We start from the raw sequence: 12654 nt of genomic DNA, 5'->3' as shown, positions 1-12654 counted from the left end.
CGGTCACGCGCCCTTGCCGTCGCTGAATTTTGCGATCGAGGCGGCAAGCTCCGGATGATCCTTGGCGTAAGTCTCCAGCGGAATGTCGGCGACTGCGGCCTGCCAGGCCTGCTGAACGGCGCGAACGCCGGCCGCCGGTCCGCCGGGATGGCTGACGATGCCGCCGCCGCAGAGATAGAGGAGATCGACAGTGCGGCCGGTACGCTGATACGTTTCCGGCGCCTGTCCGCCCCACTGGCCGGAGCCGGCGACCGGGAGCGGCCGATCGGCCTCATCGAAGAGCGGCGCGCTGACGGCCTTGAAGGAAGAGACGAAGCTGTCGTCCGGCTCCCAATATTTCACCCTGATGCCGTTGATCTGGAACTGGTCGACGCCGAGCAGCCGCCAGAACTGCTGGTAGACGTTGAAGTCCATGCCGGCGCCCGGATCGCGCGTCAGCACGTCCCAGCCGTTGCGATGGGCGTGCAGCACCAGGCTGGAGCGCTTGCGCAGAAAACTCATGCCGCCGAAGCCGATCGAGTTGATGTTGACGACGGCGCAGTTGCCGCCGGCCGCCGCGACGATGTCGTGGTTGCGCATCATCTCGTCCGGGTCGGCATGCGAGATGCCGAAGGCATACATCACCTTCTTGCCGGTCTTCTGCTCGTGATCGAGAATGCGCGGCATGATCGCTGCGACACGCTCCTTCAGCGGCGAATAGGCCGGGCTCATCAGCTTCTCGTCGTCCTTGATGAAGTCGACGCCCGATTGGATCAGCTCGCCGACCAGTTCCGCCGTCTCGTGCGGTCTCAGGCCCAGCGCCGGCTTGACGATCGTGCCGATGATCGGCCGGCCTTCGACGCCGGTGAGCCTGCGGCTTCCGGCGATGCCGAACTGCGGTCCGGGATGGGCTGACTTGAAAGCCTCGGGCAGCTTCATGTCGACGATGCGGATGCCGGTCATGCCCTTGATCGAATAGACGCCGCCGATCGCGATGGTCATCAACGCCGAAAGATCGGTGCCGATCGCCTCCAGCGGAAAGGCGATATCGACATCGGCGCGGTGGAGCCGGGTGCCGGCAGCAACTTCCGGCCAGGTCGGCTGGCCGGCATCGTCAAGCCGGCGGATCGCCATGACCCGCGCAGCGACTCGCGACTTCAGCTCCTCGGTCTCACCGGGAACCGGCACGAAGGTTCCGGTCGACTGGTCGCTGGCGATCTTATCCGCCATCGCCTCGACGCTGCCGGGCGTTTCGATGCGGTAGGTCATGCTTATCATCATCGGACGGACGGTTGCTCCTCTCGCCAGGCAGATTATCATGGCGTCAACTCGTGATCTGGTATAATGAGTATTCCAATCTTTGAAAAGCGGAATCTTCGGCTGTGCAAATTTCGCCCGCAAGCTTTGTCCTTGGTCCGGAAAACTGTTAGGAGAAGACATTTTGAGCCAGCGAGATCTCATGACCCAGCCCATCGAACAAATCGTCCGCCGGAAACTCTCCGACGAAGTGTTTGATCGACTCGAGCGAATGATCACCTCAGGCGAGCTTCAGCCCGGCGACGAAATGCCCTCCGAGCGGGTGCTGATGGAGCGTTTCGGCGTCGGCCGGCCGGCCATCCGCGAGGCCATGCAGTCGCTCGCCAACAAGGGCCTCGTCAGCATTTCGCATGGCGAACGGGCAAAGGTGCTGCGGCTGACGGCAAAGTCGATCTTCCGCCAGGTCGACCTCACCGCCAAGATCATGCTGTCGCAATCGGCCGACTCGCTGGAACATCTGAAGAGCGCCCGCATCTTTTTCGAGCGCGGCATGGCGCGCGAGGCCGCCCAGCGCGCCTCGGCCAGCGATATTAGCGATCTCCGGGACATCATCGAGCGCCAGCGCCTGTCGCTCGGCCGCGCCGAAGAGTTCATCGACGCCGACATGGAATTCCACACCCGCATCGCCCAGATCTCGGGCAATCCGATCTACGTCGCCGTCAGCGAGGCGATGCTCGCCTGGCTGAAGGAATATCATACCGAGATGCTGATCTGGACCGGCAAGGAAAAGTTCACGCTCGCCGAACACGACGAAATCGTCGACCGCCTCGAAGCCAATGACGCGGACGGTTCGGAAACGGCGCTTCTCAAACACCTCGAACGATCGCGCGCACTTTACGCGAAATAGCCTCACGGCTTGACTCATTGAAAGATGATTGCTACGAGTTGGGTAATCGATAACCCAAGCGAACCCATGACCGCGTCACTCAATGATATAGCCGCCCGCGCAGGCGTTTCCGTCAAGACGGTGTCAGGTGCACTGCATGGCGGCTCGGCACGTATGTCGGAGGAAACCCGGCAGCGGATCAAGGAGATCGCCGAAGAGCTCGGTTATGTCACCAATTTCGCCGCCCGCAGCATGCGCCAGGGCTGGATGCCGCTCGTCGGCCTCGTCGCCGACGACCTCATTACGTCACCATTTGCAACCGAGATCATCAGAGGGCTTGACGGCGCCGTGCGCGCGGCGGACATGGCCGTGTTCGCCATGACGCTCGGCGGCCATCGCAGCGTGGCGTCGATCCTCGACGAGATGCGACGTTTTCGCCCGCGAGCGATCGCCTATGCCGCCATGTATCACAAGAGTATCGATCTGCCGCGTGAATTTGCCGATACGGTCGGGGTCATGATCAATTGCCGGGACGCCAACGATCGCGTGACGTCCCTGGTGCCCGACGAAACGGGCGCAGCGATCGAGATTACCAACTATCTTCTCGACGCGGGCCGTCGCAATATCGCCTTCATCAATCTGCCGAGATTGCTCGCCGGCGAGCTTCGCGAACTCGGCTTTCGCCAAGCGCTCGATCAAGCCGGCATCGACGGGGCAGGGGCCACCGTCTTGCCCGCCGTCAGCAAGGCTGTATACAGCGACCGGGCTCACAGCCTCGTGCCTCAGCATGTGCACGATATCATGACCGGTCCGCGACGCCCCGATGCCATCCTCTGCGGCAATGACCGCGTGGCGATGGAGGTCTATGCCGCCCTGCGCCGCTCGGGCGCGACCATTCCCGATGATGTCGCCGTCGCGAGCTTCGACAACCAGGTCGAGATCGCCTCGCGTCTCGATCCGCCGCTGACCACCATGGCGCTTCCCCATCGCGCCATGGGCCGCCAGGCCGCGCACATCCTGCTTGCCGAAGACCGGGCCCCGGTCGGAGTGCAGAAACTGCCGTTCCAGCTGGTGGAGCGGGCATCCGTATAAATTGAAATAGGCCCATTCAATTGAGGAGGAATTCTAATGGGTAAACGTTTACTTTGGTCTCTGGTCCTGTCTTCAGCGCTGGCCGCCACATGCGCGCATGCCGCCGAAAAGACCGCGATCCAGGTCATGCATCAGGGCGATCCCGGTTTTGTCGCCGCCTATGGCAAGGTGGCCGAACGGTTCGAGGCCGCCAATCCCGATGTCGACATCCAGTTCATCTATGCGCCGCACGATGCCTATAACGAGAAGTTCAGCGCCGCCGTCGTCGCCAAGCAATTGCCTGATGTCATGGAACTCGATGCGCCGTTCCTCGCCAATTACGTCTGGTCGGGATATCTTCAGCCGATCAAGCCGCTGATCGACAAGGATCTCCTCGACGACATGACGGAGTCCAACATCGCCCAGGGCACATATCCGATCGACAAGGACCTCTATGCGATCGGCCTCACGGACTCGTCGGTCGTTCTTTACGGCAACAAGAAATATCTCGAAGCGATCGGCGCCCGCATCCCGAAATCCGTCGACGACGCCTGGACCCGCAAGGAGTTCGAGGGCTACCTCGAGAAGCTTTCGAAGCTCGACGGGGTGAAGTGGCCGATCGACACCTTCCGCGGCTACGGCATCAAGACCGAATGGATCACTTACGCTTATGGCCCAATCCTGCAATCGGCCGGCTGCGATCTGATCGACCGCAAGGCCTGGAAATCCGAAGGCACGCTCGACACCGACGCCTGCGTCGATGCGCTTGCCATGATGCAGAAATGGGTCAAGAACGGCTGGGTCGTGCCGCAGTCGGCCGGAACCAACCAGTTCTTCGCCGAAGGCAATCCGGCCGCGCTGGCGCTTGGCGGACACTGGGTCTATGCCGAGGCTGCCGCGACCATGAAGGACAATATCGTCGTGCTGCCGCTGCCCAAATTCGGCGCGAAGGGGGCAAGCCCTGATGGCACCTGGATCTGGGCGATCACCAAGACGTCGAAACATCCCGATATCGCGGCCAAGTACATCAGCTTCCTGCTGAAGGACAAGGAGTATCGGGCCTATGTCGCAAGCCAGTCCGGCTACCCCGGATTGAAGAGCTTCGCCGCCGAATCTCCGCTCTATGCCGATGGCGGCCCGATGGCCATCGCCTTCGAACAGGCGTCGAAGACGGCTGTCGCGCGCCCGCCGCATCCGGCCTATCCCACGATCACCTCCGCCTTCATGCAGGCGGTCGACGAGGTGTTCAATGGCGGCGATCCCAAGGAGGCGCTCACATCGGCCGCCAAGAAGATCGACGAGGACATCGCTGACAACGACGGATATCCGCCGTTCGGTGATCAGCAGTAACGAGGACCGGCCCCGCCTTGCGAGTGTTTGCCACATCGCAAGGCGGGACCGGCACTTGAAGTCTGGAGAGGAGGAGCGACATGGTCATACAACAATCGACATCGCCGTCGACATCTGTGCGAAAGGCTCCTGCGCGCCGGCATGACACGGGACGCCTGATGCAGGAAGCGGCGATGCTCGCGCCGGCCGTGATCCTGCTGACCGTCTTTCTGATCCTGCCGTTTCTTCTGTCCTTCTGGACGGCGATGACCAACCAGCCGCTGGTGCCGCGGCCGACGCCCGTGCGCTTCGTCTGGTTCAACAATTTCATCCGCATCTTCCAGGATGATCTCTTCTGGACCGCTCTTTGGAACGTCTCGCGCTTCACCTTCTGGATCATTCCGGCGCAGTGCGGCCTCGCTTTCGCAACGGCGCTGCTGCTGCATCAGAAGCTGCCGTTCCGCAACCTGCTGCGCGGCATGTTCTTCCTGCCGGCGATCACCTCGATGGTCGTGGTCTGCGTCATCTGGGGCACCCTGTTTCAATATCCGACGGGACCGTTCAACCAGATCCTCGGCTTCATTTCCGGCGGCGCGATCCAGCCGATCGACTGGCTCGGCGATCCGCAATGGGCGATGTTCTCGCTCGTCCTGCTGTCGGCCTGGCAGGCCTATGGCTTCCAGATGATCGTCTATCTCGCCGGCCTTCAGGGCATTCCGGATGAACTCTATGACGCCGCCAAGATCGACGGGGCGAACGCCTTCCGGCGCTTCTGGCATGTGACGATGCCAGGTCTGCGGCCGACCCATGTCTTCGTCCTGGTGATCACCACCATCCAGGCGTTCAAGCTCTACACCCAGGTCGCGATCCTCACCCAGGGCGGACCGAAAAGCAGCACCGAGACAGTGGTGCATTACATGGTCCGCGCCGGCTTCGAAGAGCAGAAGATGGGTTATGCCTCCGCCGTGTCCGTCATCCTGTTCGTGATCGTTCTCATCATCGCGCTGATCCAGCGCCAACTCCTGAGGCGCTTCGATGTCTGATATCGCTCTCTCGATACCGCGAACCCGCGCGGCGCAGTCTTTCTCGGCCACACGGGTCCTTCGCCTCATCCAGGTGACCTGCATCTTCATCATCGCCCTGGTGATCGTCTCCCCGTTGCTGCTCCTGGTCGTGGCGAGCCTGAAGGACGACCGGTTCCAGATCCTGGCCGATATGGGCAGCTTCCGGGCCTTCTGGGTTTCGAACCCGACGCTCTCCAATTATGCGGAGGTCGGCCACCTCTCGGGCGAACTCGCCTTCGGCCGCTACCTCATCAACTCGCTGATCATCCTGATCACCACGGTCTGTACCGGCCTGATCGTCAATTCGATGGCCGGCTTCGTTCTCGCCTGGGGGTCGCTCCGGGGCCGCGCCGTCATCCTGTCGGTAGTGATCGCCCTCTATGTGATCCCGCAGGAAAGCATCATCATGCCCCTGGTGATGATGGTTTCGCGCGCAGGAATGGCCGATACGTTCGCGGTGCAGATCGTGCCCTGGGTCGCGAGCCCTCTCTATATCTTCCTGTTCTACCAGTTCTTCTCGCAATTGCCGAAGGAGCTGCTGGAAGCCGCCGAGATCGACGGCGCATCCTTCTTTCGGGCCTATCGCTCGATTTTCCTGCCGCTCAGCCTGCCCGCACTGGCGACCGTCTCGATCCTGATGGGCATCGAAACCTGGAACCAGTACCTCTGGCCGATCCTCGTCACCCAGACCGATTATGCCCGCCCGATCGCCGTCGCCATCGCGACCTTCTTCGGACAGGACAGCATCTACTGGGATCGTGCGATGGCCGCCTCCGTATTGATGATGATCCCGATCCTGGGGCTCTACCTCGCCTTCCAGCGCTGGTTCGTGAGTTCCTTTATCGGCTCTGCCGTGAAAGGTTGAATTGATGACAAGCCAAGCGATGTCTCCGTCCGACGAAGGCGGGCTGGAGACGATCAGCGCCGTCCTGCCCACGGGAGCCACGATCCACGCCTGGATCAAGGCATTGCATGGCGGCGCGCCGGGAAAGCTCGCCGCCCATGTCGACGGCGATCTGGCCGGTGCTGTCGAAACATCAAATCCCCATGAATTCGAATTTCGGCTGCTGACGCTGGAAAGCGGCGGAGAAACAGCCTTCTCCTACGACCCCGTGACAACTGAGGTCTCGGTTCTCTATGCCTTCCGTCAGTCCCGCGTTCTCGAAGAAGGCGTCCAGCTGCTGCATGTCAGGCCTTCCAATGCCGCGCCCGAGACTGCCGGCGGCTATCATTTCCGCCCGCCTTTCGGCTGGATGAACGATCCCAACGGGTTCGGACGATTCGGCGGCAGGGCGCACCTTTTCTACCAGCACTATCCCCATAGTCTTCGGTGGAACAACATGCATTGGGGTCACGCGGTCTCGGACGATTATCTTCACTGGACGCATCTTCCGATTTTTCTTCCGCCTTCGCATGAGCTCGCCGCGCGGGCGGATGGGTGCGGCGGCGCATTTTCCGGCTCGGCGGTCCCCCTCGATGGCACCGGCATTCGCATCTTTTTCACCGAGCATATGAAGGACCGGCAACCGGAGGAGCAGGTCCAGTTCACGGCCACCAGCCGCGATCTCGTCAACGTCGAAGCGGCAAGCCTGATCCTGCCGGCGCGGCCCGCGGGGCTCGGCCTGACGACCGACTTCCGCGATCCCTATGTCTTCATGGGTCCGGACGGCAAATGGAAGATGCTGCTGGGCACGCGGGACCGCGAGGGCGGCGTCATCCTGCTTTACGAAACGGACGATCCCGCTGCGGCGACGGGATGGACCTTCCTCGGCATGCTTCATCGCGAGAACCGCTTCGGGATGACGGCGGCGGAGTGCCCCTGCCTGGTGCCTCTCGACGGTCCCGCAAACGATCCGTCAACACGCTGGGCCCTGATCTTCGGTCTCCTCACAAGCCGCGACCCGGCGACGGGCCGTCGCAACATGACGATTGCGACCGTCGGCCGCTTCGATGGCCGCAGCTTCTCCGTGGAATTCGAACAGGAGCTGGATTTCGGCACCGACGCCTACGCCTTCCAGGCCTTCGTCGACGATGACGGCCCGGTCGGCATCGCATGGCTGGCGAATTGGACCGATGTCTCCAAGGAGATCGACATGGCCACAGCGATGACGCTGCCGCGCCGGCTGGCATTGCACGAGGGGGCGCTGATCACACCGCCTATCGCCGGTGTGAAAAGCCTGCGGCAGCGCCGGCTGGATGCACATGGCCTTGTAGATGGCCGGACCGTCGATCTGGCCAACGGCTCCGTCGAAATCGCACTCGCCCTCAAAGAGCCGGGCAACGCGTTCCGCCTGACATTCGAACATCCCGAGGCGGCGGTCGAGGTTTTGTTGAACGACGATGGGCTGAGCATTCCCTTTTCGGTAGCGAATGCCAAGACATCACCTCGCTATATCGCCGCCGGCGCACGCCCATCGACCATCCGGGTATTCCTCGATGCAGGCTCGATCGAGGTCTTCGCCGACAATGGCCGCTGGACCGGAACCAAGCGGCTGCCCGGCTTCACGGGCGTAAGCTCGGTGCGTTTGACCGCGCTCGAGGGCAATGTGCTCGCCGCCGAAATCTGGCAGCTCGGTCTTTAATCTCTGAAAGACGGCGGACGCCACCACCTATGGCCTCCGCCCCGGGCATCTGACGATCCGCCACGGCGTGCCGGGCACCATCGCCGCCGCGCGCCGGCAGTGCTGCCATCTCATTCAGTCAGAGGCAGCATATTCCACGCGATCTTTTTCTAGTGCGGTCGGAGCCTTTTGGTCGCGATCAGCATGACGAGATCTTCGGAGGCATCTGCGAGCTCCAGTGCCAATTCCGCAGCCGACCATCCACGTTTCTGCAAACTGACGAGCATTTCCACCATCGCGACTTCGACCTCTCGTCTGCAGACCGAAATCGGCTTCAATTCGATATGTTTCTCATCACATGCGGTGGTCATCTTAGCCTCCGTTCTGCCATAGAAATGGGCAGGTCAATTCGCCAATGGGTGGATATGGTAAGGGTTGCGTGCAAGTCTCGGCCTTATTACGCATCGACACAGACGGCCTCGGCCTGCGCGCAACCCCTTCGCGTCCTTATTTGCCGATGTCCGGCCTCAGGAGCGTCTCGCACGAAGGTGAGCAGAGGAACCCCGAACGATCGGCGATAGGAATTTTTCCTGACGCCCCAGGGTTATGTAGAGAAGAGTTGCTGTCGTAAGCCGATGCTCGCGCACAGCGCGCACGAATATTGCTCCGATAGTTCACGACCTATCCTCCTCTGCTTGCATATTTTGTTGTGAATTATTGTCGTCTCACTTGAGAGTGCCTTGAAACGGCATTGCACTGGCAAGTGAGTATTTGGGCTTTCCGAACGTCCTTGGAACTAACCCTTGCTCATTTAGATACAGGAACAGGACGCAATTGTCGTTATCGCCGCATCCCGAAAATTATCGGTCCGTCCATTTCTGCTCGCAAAGGAATATGATAAATAGCTTATGCACGTAAGACTTCAGTCGATTCTGTTTTATCGGATGGTGCGCGCGGACGTTTCAGCCGCGAAACTGATTTTTTTGCTGTTTCGACAGCCCGGATCGGCTTATGCGCTGGGGAATTGGATGGTTACGGAGTCTGGAGATGACCCTGCGGCTGGACGGGAATGGCCGGCCCACCTGGAGCGGCGGCGCTGGCCGCGCGAACCGTCCACGCAGAAAGAACATCGGGTGGACGTTCCACCTGCTTTGGTGCCCTTGCGATTTTCGACACGAGACCTGTCGCCGAAAGAACAATTCCAGTCCTGGCGATCACATATGGCGCCGCTTGTGGATGTTCATTTGCCGGACGGACGAACAGAGGACGACGGTTTTCTCGCCGAACAGACCGGCTGGCATCTCGGCGATATCCTCCTCGTCCAGCAGCGCGCGCAGGCATGCAGCTATATTCGCGATCAGGCCATGCTGCGATCGAGCCCAATCGATCACTGGAACGTCGGCGTACTTCGCAGCGGCCGGGCCTGGACCGAGGCCAATCGCCATGTAACGGAGACCGGTCCGGGGGAGATATTTTTCAGGTCTCTAGGTTATCCTTACCGTGGGCGGATGACCGATTCAGCCGAGGTGCTCATCTTCCTGCCCTATGAATTGTTGACCCGTGATGCGAGTCTTCTGCAAAACGCCCACAACATCGCCATCGCCGGCGGCCTCGCCGAATTGCTCGTCAGCTATATCGACGGCCTGGAAGCGAACCTCGGCAATTTGACGGTGGCGGAGGTGCCGCGGATCATACGGACTATTGGCGATATGGTCGTTGCATGCGCTGCATCATCCGCAAGTTCGGATCGCGGTCAGGAACAGACCAATATGGGGCTGATGGAGCGGGCGCATCGCTATATTCACCTCAATCTTCATTCAGATAGCTTGACGGCTGACGTCATGTGCCGTGCGCTGGGCATCTCGCGGACGCGGCTCTACCAATTGTTCGAAACGAGCGGGGGTGTCTTTAACTACATTCGCAAACGTCGATTGCTGCAGGCATATGCGGATCTTACCAACCCGACCGACAACAGGCCGATCTCGGAGATTGCCGAGGCCGCCGGCTTCGATGTTGCAGCCAATTTTACGCGCGCGTTCAGCCATGAATTCGGGCTCAGCCCGCGTGAAGTCAGAAAGACCATAGCAACTGAGCGCCCCGCCATCCCCGCAACACGTTCCCTCCAGCGTTTTGGGACAACGATCGGCGATTGGCTGACGCTCGCACGTTGATGCGGTGTTACTGTCAGCGGCACGCCAAGCGGTTGAACTCGACGCCCTCCCAGAAGCCAGCCCCCCCGAAGTCGTGATACAGGTATCTCTCCGACGAGAGCACAGACTGATATGAGGCAGGATGCAGCGATGCTGAAAACCGATACCCGCCAAGCGAATTGGCGTCGTGCCAATCCCGGCAAATATGATGCTCACCTAGCCGTGCAGCGAGCAGTCAAGGCAGGCGAACTGGAAAAGCAAACCTGCGAAGTTTGCGGGGTCGAAGCGGTCGATGCCCATCATGATCGATATGACGAGCCTTTAAAGGTACGGTGGTTATGCCGAAGGCACCACACGAGGCTTCACCATTACGGCGAAGACATGTTTCCGATCAGGAATGCACTTTAGAGGCCAATCTTGTCGGCGGACACTAGGTCTATGCGGAGGCCGCAGCCGCCGAAATCTGGCAACTCGGTCTTTGATCCCACGGCTTCCGAGCAATGGAGCGCATTTGCAGGCGGCAGCGGAACAATGATCTGCCGGCGAGGTTGTGGATAGGCCAAGCACGCAAAGATCCCAAGGAGGACACCCAGATGCGTATGCAACTCGTAGCAGCTTCGCTTTTCGCTATCGGCATGGCGACGTCAGCTTTCGCTCAATCCAATCCGGCACCGGCCGGCGCCACGATCGACAAGAACCAGGCCGACCAAGGCGGTGGCGCGAGCAGCGACACGAAAGCCAAGAAGCCGATGACCATGGATACCACCACGACCGGCTCGACCAAGAGCGGCACGATGAAAATGGATAAGACCAAGTGCCCCAATCCGGTCGACAATTCCGCCAACCTCCAGACGCAGGGCGGCACGAGCAACGCCACGCCGATGGATGAGGCCTGTGCGGCCCATAACAACTGATCGGCCTTATCAGCAAAACCCCGCTTCGGCGGGGTTTTTTGCCGATCGCATTCTGCGAGGAGAAACTGAACTTCTGCTTCAGGAAGGGTAGCAATTCGCACAATGGTGCGGCCGCGCCCGTCGACTTCACCGCAGCGATTGTACCCGACGGTCCAACCTGCAGAGCCAATCAATGTGGATTACCTGCCTAACAGCGCGACAAGCGATGTCGGCATCTCGACTGCGAATAAATTCATTGCCGTGCCGATAATGATCACCCACACGGCTATGACGAAAACGAGCGCCGCGATCCTGATTTCGACTGGCCCCAGCATATGCGTCCCCCCCGAGACAAACCATTCTTTATCCCTCGCTCGAGTTCGCTATGGCGAGGGATGTTGTGCGGCTGCAGAAAGCGTGGGCGCGTGCAGCGCCGAGGCCTTGGCTCTCTCGAAACCGATGTCGCTTTGACCGATCAAATCGCCTGACACGGCCCTGTTGCTGCGTTCGAGATAGTGCCCATCGAGGAAGGAGCGGTAGGCGTCTGCGATACCCTCGCGCAGACCGACCTTGGGAGACCAGCCGAGAGTGCGAAGCTTATCGACGCTCAAGAGTTTGCGTGGTGTGCCGTCCGGCTTGGTGAGGTCATGCGTGATCTCGCCTTCGAAACCGACTACATCGCAGACAAGGCGTGTCAGTTCGAGGATGGTAATGTCTTCGCCAGACCCTACGTTCACATGACTTTCCGCAGAATAGGTCTTCATGAGATGGAGGCAGGCGTCGGCACAATCGTCAACATGCAGGAATTCGCGCCGCGGCGTGCCGGTACCCCAGATGCATATCTCTTGCTGCCGGTTGATCTTGGCCTCATGCGCCTTGCGGATCAGCGCCGGCATGACATGGCTTGACCCAAGGTCAAAATTGTCCTCGGGACCATAAAGATTGGTGGGCATGGCCGAGATGAAATCCCTGCGATGCTGTTTGCGATAGGCTTGGCAGAGCTTCAATCCGGCAATTTTGGCGATTGCATACCATTCATTCGTGGGCTCGAGCGATCCACTCAGCAGCGAGTCCTCGACGATCGGCTGATCGGCGAATTTCGGATAGATGCAGGACGAGCCCAGAAACATCAGTTTTTCGACGCCAGCCCTATGGGCTGCGTGGATGACGTTCGCTTGGAGAATCAAGTTGTCGTAAAGGAAGTCGGCCGGGTAGGTCGCGTTTGCGAGAATACCGCCGACCCTCGCAGCCGCCAGGAAGACAGCGTCGGGACGATTTCTGCTCATCCAGACTTCCACCTGCTCCTGCCGTCTGAGATCGACCTCGGCGCGGGTGGCCGTCAAAATCTCGCAGCCCTCGGAAGCAAGACGCCGCACGATCGCAGAGCCCACCATGCCGCGGTGGCCCGCAACATAGACCCTTTTTCCGGCAAGGCTGTAGATCATCTCAGGCATCGGCAAATCA

12 protein-coding genes are annotated in these 12654 nt (G+C 60.4%); 9 read left to right on the top strand and 3 right to left on the bottom strand.

Features of this window, described 5'->3' with window-relative positions; all coding sequences use genetic code 11:
* Positions 1-3: 3 nt before the first annotated feature.
* Entirely contained in the window at positions 4-1260 is a 1257-nt protein-coding gene (gene oiaX, locus CO666_RS21105; protein WP_097614145.1) for a 3-oxo-isoapionate-4-phosphate decarboxylase OiaX, read from the bottom strand.
* Positions 1261-1438: 178 nt separating this feature from the next.
* On the opposite strand from oiaX, the gene CO666_RS21100 reads away from it, so the two are divergent.
* The 6 genes from CO666_RS21100 to CO666_RS21075 all read left to right on the top strand — a co-directional run bounded on the left by CO666_RS21100 (position 1439) and on the right by CO666_RS21075 (position 8168).
* Positions 1439-2143, top strand: a complete 705-nt coding sequence (locus tag CO666_RS21100; protein ID WP_097614144.1) for a transcriptional regulator NanR — start codon at positions 1439-1441, stop codon at positions 2141-2143.
* Positions 2144-2209: 66 nt separating this feature from the next.
* Positions 2210-3214 carry a LacI family DNA-binding transcriptional regulator gene (locus CO666_RS21095; RefSeq protein ID WP_097614143.1) on the top strand — a complete coding sequence of 335 codons (1005 nt, stop codon included), beginning with the start codon at positions 2210-2212 and terminating at the stop codon, positions 3212-3214.
* A gap of 36 nt (positions 3215-3250) precedes the next feature.
* Positions 3251-4543 (top strand): ABC transporter substrate-binding protein, encoded by a 1293-nt coding sequence (locus CO666_RS21090; RefSeq protein WP_097614142.1) that lies wholly within the window; start codon positions 3251-3253, stop codon positions 4541-4543.
* 80 nt (positions 4544-4623) lie between these two features.
* Positions 4624-5565, top strand: a complete 942-nt coding sequence (locus CO666_RS21085; RefSeq protein WP_097614141.1) for a carbohydrate ABC transporter permease — start codon at positions 4624-4626, stop codon at positions 5563-5565.
* Complete coding sequence (locus CO666_RS21080) at positions 5558-6451, top strand: carbohydrate ABC transporter permease (protein WP_097614140.1); 894 nt, start codon at positions 5558-5560, stop codon at positions 6449-6451. Before CO666_RS21085 ends, CO666_RS21080 begins: the two co-directional genes overlap by 8 nt.
* Before the next feature lie 4 nt (positions 6452-6455).
* Positions 6456-8168, top strand: a complete 1713-nt coding sequence (locus CO666_RS21075; RefSeq protein ID WP_097614189.1) for a glycoside hydrolase family protein — start codon at positions 6456-6458, stop codon at positions 8166-8168.
* A gap of 149 nt (positions 8169-8317) precedes the next feature.
* Here the strand turns inward: CO666_RS21075 and CO666_RS21070 are convergent, their stop codons facing one another.
* Positions 8318-8518, bottom strand: coding sequence for a hypothetical protein (locus CO666_RS21070; protein ID WP_097614139.1), 201 nt, complete (start codon positions 8516-8518; stop codon positions 8318-8320).
* A 657-nt stretch (positions 8519-9175) separates the two neighbouring features.
* Between CO666_RS21070 and CO666_RS21065 the strand changes: the two genes are divergently transcribed.
* The 3 genes from CO666_RS21065 (at position 9176) to CO666_RS21055 (ending at position 11211) form a co-directional block, all read left to right on the top strand.
* A complete protein-coding gene (locus CO666_RS21065; protein WP_097614188.1) occupies positions 9176-10318 on the top strand; it encodes a helix-turn-helix transcriptional regulator in 1143 nt (380 codons plus the stop codon).
* Positions 10319-10447: 129 nt separating this feature from the next.
* Positions 10448-10705, top strand: coding sequence for a hypothetical protein (locus tag CO666_RS21060; RefSeq protein WP_085740625.1), 258 nt, complete (start codon positions 10448-10450; stop codon positions 10703-10705).
* Between the two features lie 185 nt (positions 10706-10890).
* On the top strand, positions 10891-11211 hold the full coding sequence (locus CO666_RS21055; protein WP_097614138.1) for a hypothetical protein: 321 nt from the start codon (positions 10891-10893) through the stop codon (positions 11209-11211).
* A gap of 362 nt (positions 11212-11573) precedes the next feature.
* Here the strand turns inward: CO666_RS21055 and fcl are convergent, their stop codons facing one another.
* A complete protein-coding gene (fcl, locus tag CO666_RS21050; RefSeq protein WP_097614137.1) occupies positions 11574-12644 on the bottom strand; it encodes a GDP-L-fucose synthase in 1071 nt (356 codons plus the stop codon).
* Positions 12645-12654: the final 10 nt, after the last annotated feature.

The organism is Rhizobium chutanense (assembly GCF_002531935.1).
In the GTDB taxonomy this organism is placed as follows: Bacteria; Pseudomonadota; Alphaproteobacteria; order Rhizobiales; family Rhizobiaceae; genus Rhizobium; species Rhizobium chutanense.
Note: the sequence above shows the minus strand (reverse complement) of the source record. Positions and strands in the feature narration are given on the sequence as shown.